The organism is Streptomyces sp. NPDC016845 (genome assembly GCF_044332585.1).
Taxonomy (GTDB): Bacteria; Actinomycetota; Actinomycetes; order Streptomycetales; family Streptomycetaceae; genus Streptomyces.
This window is the reverse complement of record NZ_JBIRPI010000005.1, coordinates 402,549-420,253: the sequence shown is the minus strand read 5'-3', so window position 1 is coordinate 420,253 and position 17,705 is coordinate 402,549. Positions and strand designations below refer to the sequence as shown.

At 68.1% G+C, this 17,705-nt stretch carries 18 protein-coding genes; 9 read left to right on the top strand and 9 right to left on the bottom strand.

All coding sequences use genetic code 11. The annotated features are described in order from the left end of the window. The first annotated feature begins 24 nt into the window (after positions 1-24). From sigM to trxA, 4 genes are all read left to right on the top strand, one after another. The gene (gene sigM / locus ACH4RC_RS17805; protein WP_398201423.1) at positions 25-738 is read left to right on the top strand and encodes an RNA polymerase sigma factor SigM; all 714 of its coding nucleotides are present in this window, start codon (positions 25-27) and stop codon (positions 736-738) included. Next, positions 735-1,697, top strand: a complete 963-nt coding sequence (locus ACH4RC_RS17800) for an anti-sigma factor family protein (RefSeq protein WP_398201420.1) — start codon at positions 735-737, stop codon at positions 1,695-1,697. Before sigM ends, ACH4RC_RS17800 begins: the two co-directional genes overlap by 4 nt. Before the next feature lie 142 nt (positions 1,698-1,839). Continuing rightward, entirely contained in the window at positions 1,840-2,814 is a 975-nt protein-coding gene (gene trxB, locus ACH4RC_RS17795) for a thioredoxin-disulfide reductase (RefSeq protein ID WP_398201417.1), read from the top strand. Positions 2,815-2,861: 47 nt separating this feature from the next. Then, positions 2,862-3,194 carry a thioredoxin gene (trxA, locus tag ACH4RC_RS17790; RefSeq protein ID WP_398201414.1) on the top strand — a complete coding sequence of 111 codons (333 nt, stop codon included), beginning with the start codon at positions 2,862-2,864 and terminating at the stop codon, positions 3,192-3,194. A gap of 75 nt (positions 3,195-3,269) precedes the next feature. Here the strand turns inward: trxA and ACH4RC_RS17785 are convergent, their stop codons facing one another. The 9 genes from ACH4RC_RS17785 to rpmH all read right to left on the bottom strand — a co-directional run bounded on the left by ACH4RC_RS17785 (position 3,270) and on the right by rpmH (position 10,259). Beyond that, a complete protein-coding gene (locus ACH4RC_RS17785; RefSeq protein ID WP_398201412.1) occupies positions 3,270-3,887 on the bottom strand; it encodes a GNAT family N-acetyltransferase in 618 nt (205 codons plus the stop codon). A gap of 309 nt (positions 3,888-4,196) precedes the next feature. After that, on the bottom strand, positions 4,197-5,318 hold the full coding sequence (locus tag ACH4RC_RS17780) for a ParB/RepB/Spo0J family partition protein (protein ID WP_398201409.1): 1,122 nt from the start codon (positions 5,316-5,318) through the stop codon (positions 4,197-4,199). Then, complete coding sequence (locus ACH4RC_RS17775; protein WP_398201608.1) at positions 5,315-6,391, bottom strand: ParA family protein; 1,077 nt, start codon at positions 6,389-6,391, stop codon at positions 5,315-5,317. The genes ACH4RC_RS17780 and ACH4RC_RS17775 overlap by 4 nt, the downstream gene beginning before the upstream one ends. A 289-nt stretch (positions 6,392-6,680) precedes the next feature. Next, positions 6,681-7,397: a 16S rRNA (guanine(527)-N(7))-methyltransferase RsmG gene (rsmG, locus tag ACH4RC_RS17770; RefSeq protein ID WP_398201407.1), complete on the bottom strand. Its 717-nt coding sequence runs from the start codon at positions 7,395-7,397 to the stop codon at positions 6,681-6,683. A 106-nt stretch (positions 7,398-7,503) separates the two neighbouring features. Beyond that, on the bottom strand, positions 7,504-8,016 hold the full coding sequence (locus ACH4RC_RS17765; RefSeq protein WP_398201404.1) for a protein jag: 513 nt from the start codon (positions 8,014-8,016) through the stop codon (positions 7,504-7,506). Between the two features lie 50 nt (positions 8,017-8,066). Next, positions 8,067-9,374: a membrane protein insertase YidC gene (gene yidC, locus ACH4RC_RS17760; protein ID WP_398201402.1), complete on the bottom strand. Its 1,308-nt coding sequence runs from the start codon at positions 9,372-9,374 to the stop codon at positions 8,067-8,069. 8 nt (positions 9,375-9,382) lie between these two features. Beyond that, positions 9,383-9,733, bottom strand: coding sequence for a membrane protein insertion efficiency factor YidD (yidD, locus tag ACH4RC_RS17755; protein WP_398201399.1), 351 nt, complete (start codon positions 9,731-9,733; stop codon positions 9,383-9,385). Further along, on the bottom strand, positions 9,730-10,101 hold the full coding sequence (rnpA, locus tag ACH4RC_RS17750; RefSeq protein WP_398201396.1) for a ribonuclease P protein component: 372 nt from the start codon (positions 10,099-10,101) through the stop codon (positions 9,730-9,732). Before rnpA ends, yidD begins: the two co-directional genes overlap by 4 nt. A gap of 20 nt (positions 10,102-10,121) precedes the next feature. Continuing rightward, positions 10,122-10,259: a 50S ribosomal protein L34 gene (gene rpmH / locus ACH4RC_RS17745; RefSeq protein ID WP_006381191.1), complete on the bottom strand. Its 138-nt coding sequence runs from the start codon at positions 10,257-10,259 to the stop codon at positions 10,122-10,124. Positions 10,260-10,642: 383 nt separating this feature from the next. On the opposite strand from rpmH, the gene dnaA reads away from it, so the two are divergent. From dnaA to ACH4RC_RS17720, 5 genes are all read left to right on the top strand, one after another. Beyond that, positions 10,643-12,670 (top strand): chromosomal replication initiator protein DnaA, encoded by a 2,028-nt coding sequence (dnaA, locus tag ACH4RC_RS17740; protein WP_398201392.1) that lies wholly within the window; start codon positions 10,643-10,645, stop codon positions 12,668-12,670. A gap of 901 nt (positions 12,671-13,571) precedes the next feature. Continuing rightward, on the top strand, positions 13,572-14,702 hold the full coding sequence (gene dnaN, locus ACH4RC_RS17735; protein ID WP_394432344.1) for a DNA polymerase III subunit beta: 1,131 nt from the start codon (positions 13,572-13,574) through the stop codon (positions 14,700-14,702). Positions 14,703-14,900: 198 nt separating this feature from the next. Next, positions 14,901-15,776: a phosphogluconate dehydrogenase (NAD(+)-dependent, decarboxylating) gene (gene gnd, locus ACH4RC_RS17730; protein WP_398201389.1), complete on the top strand. Its 876-nt coding sequence runs from the start codon at positions 14,901-14,903 to the stop codon at positions 15,774-15,776. A 118-nt stretch (positions 15,777-15,894) separates the two neighbouring features. Beyond that, positions 15,895-17,019: a DNA replication/repair protein RecF gene (gene recF / locus ACH4RC_RS17725; RefSeq protein WP_398201386.1), complete on the top strand. Its 1,125-nt coding sequence runs from the start codon at positions 15,895-15,897 to the stop codon at positions 17,017-17,019. Beyond that, entirely contained in the window at positions 17,016-17,576 is a 561-nt protein-coding gene (locus ACH4RC_RS17720; protein ID WP_398201383.1) for a DUF721 domain-containing protein, read from the top strand. Before recF ends, ACH4RC_RS17720 begins: the two co-directional genes overlap by 4 nt. Positions 17,577-17,705: the final 129 nt, after the last annotated feature.

Sequence of the window (17,705 nt, the reverse complement as noted above, 5' to 3'; positions counted from 1 at the left end):
ACGCGCAGGGGGAGGAGGTTCCACGTGGATGACGCCCACGGCGGAACAAGCGACAAGGATCTCCTCTCCCGCCACGTGGCCGGTGACCCCGACGCCTTCGGCGAGATCGTGCGCCGTCACCGGGACCGGCTCTGGGCCGTGGCCCTGCGGACGCTGGGCGACCGGGAGGAAGCCGCCGACGCCGTTCAGGACGCGCTGGTCTCCGCCTACCGCGCCGCGCACACGTTTCGCGGCCAGTCGGCCGTGACGACCTGGCTGCACCGCATCACCGTCAACGCCTGCCTGGACCGGGCCCGCAAGACGGCCTCCCGCAAGACCTCGCCCGTGGACGACACCGAGCGCCTCGACCAGCTCCTGGAGCCGCACGAGTCCGCCGCCGCCCCTGCCGAGCGCAACGACCTCCACCGTGAGCTCCTGACCGCTCTGCGATCGCTGCCGGCCGACCAGCGGGCCGCCCTCGTCCTCGTCGACATGCAGGGCTACCCGGTGGCCGAGGCCGCCCGGATACTCGACGTCCCCGTCGGTACCGTCAAGAGTCGCTGCGCTCGCGGCAGAGCCAGACTGCTCCCCCTCCTGACCCACCTCCGTGCGGACGGCGACGGTCGGGCGGGTGACAAGAATCCACCTCCCGCGAGGAACCGGACGCGGGGGACATCCGTCCCACCGGCAGCAGGGCCTCGGGACGAGGCAGGACCACATGATTCGGCTGCGGTGAAGGGCGGAGGTGGGCGAGGGTGACATCCACGACCGATACGACCGATACGGCGGAACACCCGGAGGTTGCCGAGATCTCCGACCTCGCCGAAGGGCTGCTGCCTGCTTCCCGCACCGCCGATCTCCGACGGCACCTTGATGGCTGCGTGCTCTGTGCCGACGTCTACGCCTCTCTGGAAGAGATCCGCGGCCTCCTCGGTGCGCCGCTGCCTGGCCCGTCCCGTATGCCCGACGACGTGGCCGGACGCATCGACGCGGCGCTGGCCGCTGAAGCGCTCCTGGACAGCCTCAACCCCGAGCTTCAGCCCGAGGCCGCTGACGCGGACGCTGCGACGGAGACGGAGACGGAGACGGTCGAAGAGGCACACGACACGACCGACGATCCCGTTTCACGTGAAACATCGACCGCGTCCGCATCCCGTTCCACGAACCGGCCGTCCGGACACGCCCGTGCCGCCGCTGGGCCGGGGCGCAAGCCCCGCACAAGGCGACGGCGCACAGGCGCCGCTCTCAGCGCGGTCCTGACCGTCGCCGCGCTCGGCGTAGGCGCGCTCCTGCTGCAGAACGGGGACGGGACGCCGACAGCGAAGGAGAGTGGCCCCGCCAACACCTTCGCGGACGGCTCACTGGATGCGAAGGTCTCGGAGCTGCTCGGCACGAGCAGCAAAAGCACCGAGCCCCTTGCCACGAAGGCACCCTCTTTCGGAACGCAAGAGAGCAGCCCCCAGTCGCCGAAGTCCCTTCCGATGCCGAAGCGGGCCGCCACGGTCCCGGCGTGCGTGCAACTCGGAACCCACCGCAATGAGGACCCGCTGGCTGTGGACAAGGGCACGTACGAAGGAAAGAGCGCCTACCTCGTCGTGCTGCCCCACAAGACCGATCCGGCGCATCGTGTCACGGCGTTCATCGTCGACTCCTCGTGTCTGAAGGATGCTTCGCCCGAGGGCGAGCTGCTGTACACCCACGACTACGACCGCGGCTGACGGGCACCTGAACGCAACCCCCACGTGCGCCCGGACACGTCGGGAATGCATGCCCCGTAGGATCCGTTGGGTGGGGTGAGAGTCCTGAGAAGAGGCTCCCCCGGCAGTACGCAGTAGTCCCGCAGAGACGAGGAAACAAGCCGTGAGCGACGTCCGTAACGTGATCATCATCGGCTCCGGGCCCGCCGGCTACACGGCGGCGCTCTACACCGCGCGCGCGTCGCTGAAGCCACTCGTGTTCGAGGGCGCGGTCACCGCCGGTGGCGCGCTGATGAACACGACCGAGGTGGAGAACTTCCCCGGCTTCCAGGACGGCATCATGGGCCCCGAGCTCATGGACAACATGCGCGGCCAGGCCGAGCGCTTCGGCGCCGAGCTCGTGCCCGACGATGTCGTGGCCGTCGACCTGACCGGCGAGATCAAGACCGTGACGGACACCGCGGGTACCGTGCACCGCGCGAAGGCCGTCATCGTCACCACCGGATCCCAGCACCGCAAGCTCGGCCTGCCCAACGAGGACGCGCTGTCCGGCCGCGGTGTCTCCTGGTGCGCCACCTGCGACGGCTTCTTCTTCAAGGACCAGGACATCGCCGTGATCGGCGGCGGTGACACCGCGATGGAGGAGGCCACCTTCCTCTCGCGCTTCGCCAAGTCCGTGACGATCGTCCACCGTCGCGACACCCTGCGCGCCTCCAAGGCGATGCAGGAGCGCGCCTTCTCGGACCCGAAGATCAAGTTCGTCTGGGACAGTGAGGTCGCCGAGATCAAGGGTGACCCGAAGCTCGCCGGCCTGACGCTGCGCAACCTGAAGACGGGTGAGACGTCGGAGCTGCCCGTGACCGGTCTGTTCATCGCCATCGGTCACGACCCGCGCACGGAGCTCTTCAAGGGCCAGCTCGACCTGGACGACGAGGGCTACCTGCGAGTGCAGGCCCCGTCGACGCGGACCAACTTGACCGGTGTCTTCGGCGCCGGTGACGTCGTGGACCACACCTACCGCCAGGCGATCACGGCAGCCGGCACCGGCTGCTCCGCCGCTCTCGACGCCGAGCGCTTCCTCGCCGCGCTCTCCGACGGCGAGGCCCCCGAGCCCGAGAAGACGCCGACCAGCGTCTGATCCCGTACTTCCACCCCCGCAACCCCAAGGAAAATGAGGAGCCCGCTGTGGCCGGCAACCTGAAGAACGTGACGGACGCTTCCTTCGACGAGGACGTCCTGAAGAGCAACAAGCCCGTGCTGGTCGACTTCTGGGCGGCGTGGTGCGGTCCGTGCCGCCAGATCGCGCCCTCGCTCGAGGCCATCGCCTCTGAGTACGGCGACAAGATCGAGGTCGTCAAGCTCAACATCGACGAGAACCCGGCCGTGGCCGCCAAGTACGGCGTCATGTCGATCCCGACCCTGAACGTCTACCAGGGTGGCGAGGTCGCCAAGACCATCGTCGGTGCCAAGCCGAAGGCTGCCATCGTGCGCGACCTTGAGGACTTCATCGGCGAGTAGTCCCACCGACGCTGTTTCACGTGAAACAGAAAGGGCCAACCCAGCCGGGTTGGCCCTTCGTCATGCCCGGAGCCGTCACAACGGCCGCAGGGCCGGCTCCTTCTGCACCGCGCCCAAGAGCCGGTCGAGCGCCATCTCCACATCCTCTTTCCAGGAGAGCGTCGTCCGCAGATCCAGGCGCAGCCTCGGGTACGAGGGATGCGGCCGGACCGTCTTGAAGCCCACAGCCAGCAGGTGGTCGGCAGGCAGCAGACAGGCGGTCTCCTTACCCTGAGCGTCGCCGAACGCCTCGATCGCCTTGAAGCCGCGCCGCAGCAAGTCCTTGGCGACGGTCTGCACAATGACGCGGCCCAGCCCCTGACCCCGGTACCCCGGCGTGATCCAGGCCGTCATCAGCTGGACGGCATCAGGGGAGACAGGACTCGTGGGAAACGCAGTGGAACGGGGAACGTACGCGGGCGGCGCATAGAGCACGTAACCGACCGGGACGTCATCGACGTAGACGACGCGGCCGCAGGATCCCCACTCCAGGAGGACGCCGGAGATCCAGGATTCCTTCTCCAGCTCCGGTGTACCGGCTCTTACCGCGGCCTCGCCGCTGACTGGGTCCAGCTCCCAGAAGACACACGACCGGCAACGCTTGGGAAGGTCCGGAAGGTTGTCCAGCGTGAGCGGTACGAGCCGACGCCCCATGAAGGCTGATCCTCGCTTCCTTCGCCCGCGGCGACACGGGCGGCTGTCAGAGCGCCCCGCTCCCTGAGCAGACTGCCGACGAACCCGCCGACCGCGCCCAGTCCGAGACCTGCGGTCATCAGTCCGGTGCGACTCACCGATCGCATGACCCCGCCTCCCCTGTGAGGTACTGCCAGGTGAATGCGCTCTTCCCGGTCGCATCGTAACCACGATGCGATTCCATCGATACCGTAAGAAAGCAAAGAGCGGGCCGTGTTCCGGTACACACCGGACACAGCCCGCTTTTCGCCTGTGCTCATGCCAGGACGGTCAGTCCTGTTCTTCGCTCTCGCTTCCCTCAGGGAAATCGTTCTGCTCGGAGAGTCCGTTTTGGAGGACCGGACCCTCACCCGGGGCGAGCGTGCCGAGAATGCGCTCCAGATCATCCATCGATGCGAACTCGACGACGATCTTTCCCTTCTTCTGCCCGAGGTCGACCTTCACCCGCGTCTCGAAGCGGTCCGACAGCCTCGTGGCGAGGACATTCAGAGCCGGAGAGACACGAGCACCGGCCCTCGGCCCCTTCGACCGCGCCGTGCTGGTGGGCCGTGAACCCATCAGAGTCACGATCTCCTCGACGGCGCGCACGGAGAGCCCTTCGGCCACGATGCGGTGGGCGAGCCGGTCCTGCTCCTCCGAGTCATCGACCGAGAGCAGCGCCCGGGCGTGACCGGCGGACAGGACACCCGCCGCGACCCGCCGCTGTACTGCCGGTGACAGCTTCAGCAGACGGAGCGTGTTGGACACCTGCGGGCGGGACCGGCCGATACGGTCGGCCAACTGGTCGTGCGTGCAGTTGAAGTCCTTGAGCAACTGGTCGTAGGCAGCGGCCTCTTCCAGCGGGTTCAACTGGGCACGGTGCAGGTTCTCCAGGAGCGCGTCGAGAAGGAGCTTCTCGTCGTCCGTGGCCCGCACGATCGCGGGGATGCGCTCGAGCTCCGCCTCACGGCACGCGCGCCAGCGGCGCTCACCCATGATGAGCTCGTAGCGCCCCGGCCCTGCCTGCCGTACGACGACGGGCTGGAGCAGGCCGACTTCCTTGATGGACGTGATGAGCTCGGCGAGGGCATCCTCATCGAACACATCGCGCGGCTGCCTCGGGTTGGGCGTGATGGCATCGAGCGGCAGCTCCGCGAAGTAGGCACCTGCGGGCGCCTCCATAGTGTCGGCCGCGCTCGAGCCCACCTCTTCGGTTTCACGTGAAACCTGCGCCGGTGGCAACGATGCCACCTTGGCCGCCGCCACCCCTCGCTCCGTCGTCAGCACGGGCATCGAGGTGGGAGAAGCTGACGCTCCTCCTGCCGGGCCCGTAGGCGCCGGCCTTTCCGGGGCTGGGGCAGCCGGGATCAGTGCGCCGAGACCACGGCCCAGTCCCCTCCGTCGATCGCTCACTGAATACCCTCCGGCGTGCTGTGCTGGTCAAGTGGAGTGCCCGCGTGGGCACGCTGGGCGTCGTAGTGGATCCCGACCCCGCGCAGCGCCATCTCACGCGCCGCTTCGAGGTAGGAGAGCGCACCGCTCGACCCTGGATCGTAGGTCAGCACCGTCTGCCCGTAGCTCGGCGCCTCCGAAATACGGACCGAGCGCGGAATGCTCGTCCGCAGCACCTCGTCGCCGAAGTGGTTCCGGACCTCGTCGGCGACCTGCGAGGCCAGCCGGGTCCGTCCGTCGTACATGGTCAGCAGGATCGTCGAGACGTGCAGCGTGGGGTTGAGGTGGCCGCGCACGAGATCCACGTTCCGCAGCAGCTGGCCGAGCCCCTCAAGCGCGTAGTACTCGCACTGGATCGGGATAAGAACCTCGGCACCGGCAACCAGGGCGTTGACCGTAAGAAGGCCGAGCGACGGCGGGCAGTCGATGAGGATGTAGTCCAGCGGCTGCTCATACGCCTGGATGGCTCGCTGCAGCCGGCTCTCGCGCGCGACCAGCGAGACCAGTTCGATCTCCGCACCAGCGAGGTCAATGGTGGCCGGCGCACAGAAGAGACCCTCGACGTCCCCGACGGGCTGGACCACTTCCGAGAGCGGTCTGCTTTCGACCAGCACGTCGTAGATGGAGGGCACATCGGCGTGGTGATCGATACCCAGAGCCGTGGAGGCGTTGCCCTGCGGATCCAGGTCGACGACCAGGACGCGTGCACCATGCAGCGCGAGCGACGCCGCAAGGTTGACCGTCGTCGTGGTCTTACCAACCCCGCCCTTCTGATTGGCCACCACCATGACGCGGGTCTGCTCCGGACGCGGCAGGCCTTCGCCTGCGCGACCGAGGGCTTCTACTGCCAGTTGGGCAGCGCGACCGATGGGGGTGTCGTCCATCGGGGGCGGTGTTTCACGTGAAACATCCTCCCCCGTCGACTCGGTGCGGGGACCGGGGACCGGATCGGTCATCGGTCCCGCGATGTTGGCGTCGGACCGCAAGGATTCACTCTCCTCGACTTCAGGCTCGCAATGAACAGAGCCTCCCATGCCGTCGGGGTCGAGAACCAGCGAGGCCCGGTCTTCTGTGGATGAATCCCCTTCTGTGGACAGCTCCGTGCCCGAATCGAGGGACCCAAGAGGTCTACGGTCGCGGGGAGCGGCCGCTGTGCGGCCGCGACTGATAATGCCATGCAGCAGGGAGCGACGTTTCACGTGAAACACGATGCACCGCAGCCCGGTGCAGTCCCGCGCGACACCCCGGTATGCGTAGGTTTGGCAGCTTGTGTGGAGTACTGCTGGTCCTCAGGGCAGATCAGCAATAGTCGGCGTCTGCGGGTCAGCGCCTGCGTCGCGCCCGGCCCGTTCGGGCAGCCTTGGCACGCTTGGCGGCGAACCGTACGCCGCCCGGGCTCTCACCGACCTCCACACGCACCACTGTGGAGAGCGGGTCGACCGCTCCCTCGCCGACGTGCAGCACGGAGGTCTCCACCGCACCGAGCTTGCTCAGCGCCGAGCCCGCGTTCTTGAGCTCCACCTCCGCCGTGTCGCCCTTGAGGGCCAACATCTCGCCGTACGGACGGAGTAGGGGGACACCCCATGCGGCCAACCGGTCCAGCGGAGCCACGGCGCGCGCCGTAACGACATGGACCGGCGTCAGCTTCCCGAGGACTTCTTCCGCACGCCCGCGCACCACCGTCACATGGTCAAGCCCGAGCAGCTCGACGACCTCGGTAAGGAACGTCGTACGCCGCAGCAGTGGCTCGAGGAGCGTGATCTTGAGGTCGGGGCGGACCAGCGCCAGCGGGATGCCGGGCAGCCCGGCGCCCGAGCCGACGTCGCATACGGTGACGCCCTCAGGGACCACTTCGGAGAGCACCGCGCAGTTGAGAATGTGCCGCTCCCACAGGCGTGGCACCTCGCGGGGTCCGATGAGACCGCGCTGCACCCCCGCGTCGGCGAGCAGCTCCGCGTAGCGGACGGCGTCCGCGAAGCGATCGCCGAATACCGCCCGCGCCTGCTCCGGAGCCGGGGGGAGTTCTGCTGCCTCCGTCACGAGGACCGTCCTTCCGTACCGCACTAGCGCACTGGGTGGCTGACTAACAGGCTGACAAAGATCGGCCCCGCCTGCGAACAGACGGGGCCGGAAAGCGACGTGCCGATCAGGCGGGAAGTACGACGACGAAGCGCTGCGGCTCCTCGCCCTCGGACTCGCTGCGCAGGCCGGCGGCCTTGACCGCGTCGTGCACGACCTTGCGCTCGAACGGCGTCATCGGCTGCATCTTGACCGGCTCGCCGGTGTTCTTCACGTCGGCCGCGGCCTTGGCGCCCTGTTCGGTGAGCTCTGCGCGCTTCTTGGCGCGGTAGCCACCGATGTCGAGCATGAGCCTGCTGCGGTCACCCGTCTCACGGTGCACGGCCAGACGCGTCAGCTCCTGAAGGGCCTCGAGGACCTCTCCGTCGCGGCCGACCAGCTTCTGCAGATCGCGGCCGCCCGCGTCACTGACGATGGACACGGCGGCGCGGTCGGCCTCGACGTCCATGTCGATGTCACCGTCGAGGTCGGCGATGTCCAGCAGACCCTCGAGGTAATCCGCAGCGATCTCGCCTTCCTGCTCAAGGCGGGTCAGGGTGTCGCCACCCTCAGCAGCGGCGGAGATGGTGCCTTCCGTCACGGGATGGGCTCCTTTGTACGTCGAGGACTGTCGAGGACTTACGTCGAGGATCACTTCTTGGACGAGGACTTGGAACGCGGCGGCTGACCCTTGCGCTGGCCGGACTTGGCCTTGCTGCGGCCGTTCGTCTCGGCGGGCGTGGAACCGCCGGCGGGCTTGGCGCCGGACGGCTTGGCCTGCGGAACGGCATCCTGCGGCTCGTCCTTCTTCTCCAGCGAGGTCTTCGCCGGAGAGGCGGGCTTGGCCGGGCTGCCCGTGGGGCCGGTCTGGCGCTGCGACTTGGATTGCCGCTTCGGCTGCTGCCGCTTCGGGGCGGCAGCCGTGCCATCCTCGTCCAGGACTTCAGTGGCGGCGGAACTCTTCACCACAGTGCCGTCGGCCTGCGCGGCGAGACCGGCCTTGCTCAGGCCGTTGATGAACTTCCGCTCCTGCTCGTTGCGGTCGCGGCCCTTGGCGACGATCCCCTTGACGATGTTGCGCTCACGCTTGGTGCGCGTCGCACTGTGCGAGACGACGTGCTTCTGCAGGCCCTCGAGCATCTTGCCCTGCGCCTTGCTGCCCGGCGTGGGGTTCCGGCTGATCACATACATCTGCTGGCCCATGGTCCACACGTTGGTGGTCAGCCAGTAGACGAGGACACCGACGGGGAAGTTGATACCCATGAACAGGAAGATCAGGGGGAAGACGTACATCAGCATCTTCTGCTGCTGCATGAACGGCGTCTTCACCGTGAGGTCGACGTTCCGGGTCATCAGCTGACGCTGCGTGTAGAACTGCGACGCCGACATCAGCACGATCATGATCGCGGTGACCACGCGGACGTCGGTCAGGGAGGCGCCCATCTTGGCCAGCTCGCTGGCGCTGTCCGTGAACTTGGCGGCCAGCGGGGCGCCGAAGATGTGGGCCTTCTGCGCGCTGTCCAGGAGCGACTGGTCGATGACGCCGATCTTCTTGTTGTCGGCGATACCGGAGAGCGTGTGGTAGAGCGCGAAGAAGAACGGCGACTGCACGAGGATGGGGAGGCACGAGGAGAGCGGGTTGGTGCCCGTCTCCTTGTACAGCTTCATCATCTCTTCGGACTGACGCTGCTTGTCGTTCTTGTAGCGCTCCTGGATCGCCTTCATCTGCGGCTGGAGCAGCTGCATGTTCCGGGTCGCCTTGATCTGCTTCACGAAGAGCGGGATCAGACAGATCCGGATCAGTACCACCAGGGACACGATCGACAGACCCCAGGCCCATCCAGTGTCAGGGCCGAAGATGGCCCCGAAGACCTTGTGGAACTGGACGATGACCCAGGACACCGGGGTCGTGAGAAACGCGAAGACACCAGAAATCGCGTTGACGATATCGGAAATCATGTCCCTGATCAGGCTCCTTGGGCATGGGGCGAAGTCGCTGCGGACGGGTTGTCCTGGGCGGAGGGGTCCTCGCCCTGGGCGACGGGGGCCGCTTTCTTGTCCCCGCGCAAGGCGTTACGGAGCATCTCGTGCCAGCGCGGACGCTTGCGTGGTGGAACGTGGTCGACGCCGCCGGGCGACCATGGGTTGCACCGAAGGATGCGCCAGGCGGTAAGGGCTGTTCCCTTGATCGCACCGTGCCGGTCGATGGCCGTGAAGCCGTAGTGGGAACACGACGGGTAGTACTTGCACACGGGACCGAGCAGCGGACTGATGGTCCACTGGTAGATCTTGATCAGTGCAAGCAGCGGGTACTTCATCGCGCGCCCCCTCCCAGCAGCCGCTGAAGGGCGGCGTCCAGGTCTCGGGCCAGCTGTGCGTGGGTGGCGTCACCCGCTCCGGGCAACGCGCGTACGACTACCAGGCTACCTGGGGGCAACAAGGCCACTCGGTCCCGCATGAGGTGGCGGAGTCTGCGCTTGACCGCGTTCCGTACGACGGCTCCACCCACGGCTTTGCTCACGACGAAACCCGCACGCGATGGGGAAACGCTCTCCCCAAGCGCGTGCGGGTCCGTTGAACCGCTGCGTAGATGGACGACGAGTAGCGGGCGGCCGGCCCGGCGTCCTCGGCGTACCGCGGTCGCGAAGTCCTCGCGCCGCCTCAGCCGATACTCGGTAGGCAGCACGTCATGACCTGATTACGAGATCAGGCGGACAGGCTGGCGCGACCCTTGCCACGGCGGTTGGCGAGGATCGCACGACCGGCGCGGGTCCGCATGCGAAGGCGGAAACCGTGGGTCTTGGCGCGACGACGGTTGTTCGGCTGGAAGGTGCGCTTGCTCACTCGGGGGCTCCAGAAAATCGTGTGGTGGCGGGACATCGCCTGGCTGTCACCGTGCGCCCACGAGTAGCTCGCAATACGCCCGAGTGCACCGCTATACGACCCACCGAAGAACGGAGGGCCGCCATCTTGCCCATCGGAGGCAGGCGGCAGCAGCCATCGACAACTCGACCTGGTTACGGTACGCGCGGCTACGCCATCCGGTCAAACCGGCCCCACGCGGGAGACACTGTCCACAGGCTGGGGACAACAACTTGAACCGCAGCGGTCGCGCTGACTACCGTGGCTGAACTCCGATTCGTTCCCTTCTCACCACCCCACCCGATTTTCTTCCCGACCCGTCCCAGGAATCACACGTTCGTGGGACCAGCGAGAGAGCGTGCCCTGTGGCTGACGTACCTGCCGATCTTGCCGCAGTGTGGCCACAAGTGCTGGAGAAACTCCTCGGGGAAGGCCGCGGGCAGGGCGTCGAGACAAAGGACGAACACTGGATCCGGCGCTGCCAGCCGCTCGCGCTGGTCGCCGACACCGCGCTTCTCGCCGTGCCCAACGAATTCGCCAAGGGCGTACTCGAGGGCCGCCTCGCCCCGGTCGTCAGCGAAACGCTGAGCCGTGAGTGCGGGCGCCCCATCCGCATCGCGATCACGGTCGACGACTCCGTCGGCGAGACCCCCGCGCCCCCCGCCCCACCGGTTCAGCAGCATCGCTACGAGGACGCCGAGCCCCCGGCCTCGGGCCAGCCGCGTGATACGTATGACGGCCGCGACTCCTACGACGGCTACGAGCGGCGCGGACCGGAGGAGCACGGCCAGCGCGGCGACCAGCAGCCCTCGCGCCCCGACCAGCTGCCCACCGCACGTCCGGCCTACCCGGACTACCAGCGCCCCGAGCCGGGCGCCTGGCCGCGCCCCCAGCAGGACGAGTACAGCTGGCAGCAGCCCCGCCTCGGCTTCCCGGACCGGGACCCGTACGCGTCGCCGCCGCAGCCCCAGCACGACTACCGGCAGCAGGAGCGCTCGCCCTACGAGCAGCAGCCGTACGAGGGTGAGCGCGGCCGGTACGGCCAGCAGCCGGACCGCTCGCCGTACGAGCAGAAGCAGGGGGAGCGCTCCTCTTATGAAGAGCGGTCCTCCTACGACGAGCGGTCCCCTTATGAGGAGCGGCCTCCCTATGACGAGCGTTCTTCTTATGAGGAGCGCGGTTCCTACGACTCCCCGCGCGAGCGCCAGCAACGGCGCGATCCGGGGGAGCTGTCGATGGGCGGCCGCCACGGCCAGGACGGCGGCCCGTCAGGGCCCGGCCCCGGTGGACGCGGTGTCCCCAGCGGCGCTCCAGGGCCGCTGGCCGCGCAGCCTGCGCCCGCGACCGGCCCCGGTGAGCCGACCGCCCGCCTGAACCCCAAGTACCTCTTCGACACCTTCGTCATCGGTGCCTCGAACCGGTTCGCGCACGCGGCCGCGGTAGCTGTCGCCGAAGCGCCGGCGAAGGCCTACAACCCCCTCTTCATCTACGGGGAGTCGGGGCTCGGCAAGACGCACCTCTTGCACGCCATCGGGCACTACGCCCGCAGTCTCTACCCCGGCACGCGCGTGCGCTATGTGAGCTCCGAGGAGTTCACCAACGAGTTCATCAACTCCATCCGTGACGGCAAGGGCGACAGCTTCCGCAAGCGCTACCGCGAGATGGACATCCTGCTCGTCGACGACATTCAGTTCCTCGCGGACAAGGAGTCGACGCAGGAGGAGTTCTTCCACACCTTCAACACGCTCCACAACGCCAACAAGCAGATCGTGCTCTCCAGCGACCGGCCGCCCAAGCAGCTGGTCACGCTCGAGGACCGGCTGCGCAACCGGTTCGAGTGGGGTCTGATCACGGACGTCCAGCCGCCCGAGCTGGAGACCCGTATCGCGATCCTCCGTAAGAAGGCGGTGCAGGAGCAGCTCAACGCCCCGCCGGAGGTCCTCGAGTTCATCGCGTCCCGCATCTCGCGCAACATCCGCGAGCTGGAAGGGGCGTTGATCCGGGTCACGGCCTTCGCGTCGCTCAATCGACAGCCTGTGGACCTGGGCCTCACCGAGATCGTCCTCAAGGACCTGATCCCCGGCGGCGAGGACGCGTCCCCCGAGATCACCGCGACGGCCATCATGGCGGCTACGGCCGACTACTTCGGGCTAACGGTGGAGGACCTCTGCGGATCCTCCCGCAGTCGCGTCCTGGTGACGGCCCGCCAGATCGCCATGTACCTCTGTCGCGAGCTGACGGACCTCTCCCTGCCGAAGATCGGCGCCCAGTTCGGCGGCCGCGACCACACCACCGTGATGCACGCCGACCGCAAGATCCGCGCCCTCATGGCCGAGCGGCGCTCCATCTACAACCAGGTCACCGAGCTCACGAACCGCATCAAGAACGGCTGACAGCAGGCCTGTTACAGCCCTCCAGGGCGCTTCGGGACCCCTCCCGGAGCGCCCTTCTTCATGCGCGTACGCCTGCGCGATCGCTGCTGCGTACGACTCCGGGCGCCGCCGGTGTTCGATTACTTGGCACGTTACGGCCGTTCTCCACAGATGTGCCGGATTTTTTCGCTCCACAGCCTGGGGACCGGGAAGTTGTCCAGACCGTGTCCACAGCGCACGGTAGTGAAATCGCATCGGGCCAGGTCAGGGGGGTGTGGATTGGTGGACAAAAGATCTCCACAGGCTGTGGACAGAACTTTCCTCCACAGCCTGTGCACTACGTTGTCCACCGGCGACCCACAGGATCTCAGCTGTTGTGCACAGCGGAGGGAAGCTTCTCCACATCGCTGTCCACTGTTCGGCAACGCGACGCGCTCCATCACCGGGGCGAGTGAAAGCCGTCACATCGAGGGGGTGGGTTGGGCTGTGGGGAACGGGGGTAAAGCTGGGGACGGCCCTGGGGAGAAGTGGCCCTCGCCTGTGCATCGGGTGTGCAGAACTTTTCGCCGTCCACAGACAGGACCGGTTGTCCACCGCCCCGGCCCACAGGCCCCGTGGACAAAAAACCGCCTCTGACCTGCGAATACGGGGTTATCCACGGTTTCCACAGGCCCTACTACTACTCCCAACTAGAGAGAGCTGGGAATCCGTTTCGAAGTGGGGGCTGTGCACAACTTGCTCTCGGCGGCCCGACTGCCGCTCGGCACGACTTGACCCCGACAGGCACCGACTGTCAGTGCGGTGCGTCAGACTGGTCCCCGGCGTTCTCCCCATCGGTGGGCAGAGCGACACCACGTCTGACGACGAGACCGATGACCAACGCAGGGCGAGAGCAGCCAGCAACAGCAGGAGGCGGCTTACGGTGAAGATCCGGGTGGAACGCGACGTACTCGCGGAGGCAGTGGCCTGGGCGGCGCGCAGCCTCCCGGCACGACCGCCTGCGCCTGTCCTCGCTGGCCTTCTCCTGAAGGCCGAGGAAGGCGCACTCAGCCTGTCGAGCTTCGACTACGAGGTATCGGCACGCGTCTCTGTGGACGCGGAGATCGACGAAGAGGGCACGGTGCTCGTCTCCGGCCGCCTCCTCGCCGACATCTGCCGCGCCCTCCCCAACCGTCCGGTGGAGATCTCCACAGACGGTGTACGAGCGACCGTGGTCTGCGGCTCCTCGCGATTCACACTCCACACCCTCCCTGTGGAGGAGTACCCGGCGCTGCCGCAGATGCCGACCGCCACGGGCACCGTCCCCGGTGAGGTCTTCGCCTCGGCCGCCCAGCAGGTGGCCATCGCCGCCGGACGTGACGACACCCTGCCCGTCCTCACCGGTGTGCGCATCGAGATCGAGGGCGACACGGTGACGCTGGCCTCCACCGACCGCTACCGCTTCGCGGTCCGCGAGTTCCTGTGGAAGCCGGAGGACCCCGAGGCGTCCGCGGTGGCCCTGGTGCCCGCCAAGACGCTGCTGGACACCGCCAAGGCGCTCACGAGCGGCGACACGGTCACCCTGGCGCTCTCCGGCTCCGGTGCGGGCGAGGGCCTCATCGGCTTCGAGGGCGCGGGCCGCCGCACCACCACCCGTCTCCTCGAGGGCGACCTGCCGAAGTACCGAACTCTGTTCCCGACGGAGTTCAACTCCGTGGCCGTCATCGAGACCGCCCCCTTCGTGGAGGCAGTCAAGCGCGTGGCCCTGGTCGCCGAGCGCAACACCCCGGTGCGGCTCAGCTTCGAGCAGGGCGTGCTCATCCTGGAGGCCGGTTCCAGCGACGACGCACAGGCTGTGGAAAGGGTCGACGCCCAGCTGGAGGGCGACGACATCTCGATCGCCTTCAACCCGACGTTCCTGCTCGACGGCCTGAGCGCGATCGATTCCCCGGTCGCCCAGCTGTCGTTCACGACGTCCACCAAGCCCGCGCTGCTCAGCGGCAAGCCGGCTGTGGACGCCGAGGCGGACGACGCGTACAAGTACCTGATCATGCCGGTGCGACTGTCGGGCTGAGTCTTTGAAGGGCAGGGCGCTCGGGCGTTCCCGACCGGGTGTCCGCCCCTTTGAGCGCGTCTGAGCCCCCTGTGGGGCGCCCGCCGCCCGAAAGGCATGGGTGGCGCCCCCAGGTTTAGGCTCGGACGCAGGTACGCACGCACGGCGACGTGCTGGCTCGTGCCTCCTCAAGCCCTGTCGCAACGTAAGGAACCACTGATGGAGCTCGGTCTCGTCGGCCTCGGCAAGATGGGCGGCAACATGCGCGAGCGCATCCGCCGCGCAGGCCACACCGTCATCGGCTACGACCGCAATCCGGACCTCGCGGATGTCCACAGCCTTGAAGAGCTTGTGGGCAGCCTCAAGGGCCCGCGGGTGGTGTGGGTGATGGTTCCCGCCGGTGCGGCGACCCAGTCCACCGTCGACGAGCTGAAGGAACTGCTCTCCGAGGGCGACATCGTCGTCGACGGAGGGAACTCGCGCTGGACGGACGACCAGAAGCACGCGGCCGAGCTGGGCGTGAAGGGCATCGGCTTCGTCGACTGCGGCGTCTCCGGCGGCGTCTGGGGCCTGGAGAACGGCTACGCGCTGATGTACGGCGGCACCGAGGAGAACATCGCCAAGGTCCAGCCGATCTTCGACGCCCTCAAGCCGGAGGGCGACTTCGGCTCCGTCCACGCCGGCAAGGTCGGCGCGGGCCACTTCTCCAAGATGGTCCACAACGGCATCGAGTACGCCATGATGCAGGCCTACGCCGAGGGCTGGGAGCTCCTGGAGGCCGCCGACTCGGTGACCGACGTCCGCGAGGTCTTCCGCTCCTGGCAGGAGGGCACGGTCATCCGCTCCTGGCTGCTCGACCTGGCGGTCAACGCCCTCGACGAGGACGAGCACCTGGACAAGCTGCGCGGATTCGCACAGGACTCCGGTGAAGGCCGGTGGACCGTGGAAGCCGCCATCGACCACGCCGTTCCGCTGCCGGCGATCACCGCGTCGCTCTTCGCGCGCTTCGCCTCGCGGCAGGACGACTCGCCGCAGATGAAGATGATCGCGGCGCTGCGCAACCAGTTCGGCGGCCATGCCGTCGAAAAGGCCTGATCCAGAGACGTACAGGCCTGATCCACAGGCGAGAAGAACTGATCCACAGCTGTGCACGGCTGACCCGCAGCCGGGCCACGGCACTATGCGAACCACCGGGGGAGGTCGGCCCACGACCATGCACGTCACGCATCTGTCGCTGGCCGACTTCCGCTCGTACCCCCGGGCCGAGGTCGCCCTCGACCCGGGCGTCACCGCGTTCGTGGGCCCGAACGGGCAGGGCAAGACGAACCTCGTCGAGGCCGTCGGCTACCTCGCCACCCTGGGCAGCCACCGCGTCTCCTCCGACGCTCCGCTCGTCAGGATGGGCGCCGAGCGCGCCGTCATCCGGGCCCAGGTGCGCCAGGGCGAGCGCCAGCAGCTCATCGAGCTCGAACTGAATCCCGGCAAGGCCAACCGCGCCCGCATCAACAGGTCCTCGCAGGTCAAGCCGCGTGACGTGCTCGGCATCGTACGGACCGTGCTGTTCGCCCCCGAGGATCTCGCCCTGGTCAAGGGCGACCCCGGAGAGCGCCGTCGCTTCCTCGACGAGCTGATCACCGCCCGCTCGCCGCGCATGGCCGGCGTGCGCTCCGACTACGACCGCGTCCTCAAGCAGCGCAATACGCTCCTGAAGTCCGCGGCGCTCGCCCGGCGCCACGGCGGCCGGTCCATGGACCTGTCCACGCTCGACGTGTGGGACCAGCACCTCGCGCGCGTGGGCGCGGAACTCCTCGCCCAGCGGCTCGATCTCATCGCGACGCTGCAGCCGCTTGCCGACAAGGCGTACGAGCAGCTGGCACCCGGCGGCGGCCCGGTCGCCCTCGATTACAAGCCGTCCTCGCCCCAGATTGCCGGGCACGCGCGCGAGGAGCTCTACGAGCAGCTCCTCGCCGCCCTGGAGGAGGCGCGCAAGCAGGAGATCGAGCGCGGCGTCACCCTGGTCGGCCCGCACCGCGACGAGCTGCTCCTGAAGCTCGGCCAGCTGCCCGCCAAGGGGTACGCGAGCCACGGCGAGTCCTGGTCGTACGCGCTGGCGCTGCGCCTGGCCTCGTACGACCTTCTGAAGGCCGAGGGGAACGAGCCGGTGCTCGTCCTCGACGACGTCTTCGCGGAGCTGGACGCGCGCCGCAGAGAGCGTCTGGCGGAGCTCGTGGCGCCCGGCGAGCAGGTCCTGGTGACGGCGGCGGTCGACGACGACGTACCGGGTGTGCTCACCGGCACGCGCTACGCCGTCGCCGAGGGGACGGTGGAGCGATTGTGAGCGATGGCACATTCGATGGGGACGCGGGCGCCGACAAGCCGCAGAAGCCGGCGCCGGAGCCGTCCGGGGTGGACCTCGCCCGCGTCGCCCTGCGCGCCGCGAAAGAGGCCGCACGCGCGCGTGGCGCCGCGGCGCAGCAGAAGAAGCAGGTCCGGCGAGGCGGCGGACTGCGCTCGGGCGCCCGCGCGGACGGACGGGATCCGATGGGGCTCGGGCCCGCCATCAACCGGCTGATCACGGAGCGCGGCTGGGAGACCCCGGCAGCGGTCGGCGGCGTCATGGGCCGCTGGCCGCAGATCGTCGGCGAGGAGCTGGCCAGGCACTGTGTGCCGCAGAAGTACGACGAGGACGAGCGCGTCCTGGTGGTGCAGTGCGATTCGACGGCCTGGGCGACGCAGGTGCGCATGCTGGCCGTACAGCTGGTCAAACGGCTGAACGAGGACCTCGGGCACGGCACCGTACGCCGCATCGACATCAGGAATCCCGGTGGTGGCCCGCGCCGCTACGGCCCCTTGCGCGCCCCTGGAAGCACCGGTCACGACGACACCTTCGGGTGACCGTGAGGGCTCGGTAGCTGGGGGTTGACACCCCGAAGCGCTGAGTGCCGCTGTGAGCCTCCTGGAGCCCCGTTCCGCATATGGGGAGTCGGCCGAGACCGGTTGAGGGCGGCACATGCGGACTCAGGT

Excerpts from the sequence above, each read along its gene's own strand:
- yidC (WP_398201402.1), bottom strand. The coding sequence starts at position 9,374 with ATGATTTCCGATATCGTCAACGCGATTTCTGGTGTCTTCGCGTTTCTC.
- recF (WP_398201386.1), top strand. The coding sequence starts at position 15,895 with ATGCACGTCACGCATCTGTCGCTGGCCGACTTCCGCTCGTACCCCCGG.
- ACH4RC_RS17775 (WP_398201608.1), bottom strand. The coding sequence starts at position 6,391 with ATGGGAGGCTCTGTTCATTGCGAGCCTGAAGTCGAGGAGAGTGAATCC.
- gnd (WP_398201389.1), top strand. The coding sequence starts at position 14,901 with ATGGAGCTCGGTCTCGTCGGCCTCGGCAAGATGGGCGGCAACATGCGC.
- ACH4RC_RS17785 (WP_398201412.1), bottom strand. The coding sequence starts at position 3,887 with ATGGGGCGTCGGCTCGTACCGCTCACGCTGGACAACCTTCCGGACCTT.
- yidD (WP_398201399.1), bottom strand. The coding sequence starts at position 9,733 with ATGAAGTACCCGCTGCTTGCACTGATCAAGATCTACCAGTGGACCATC.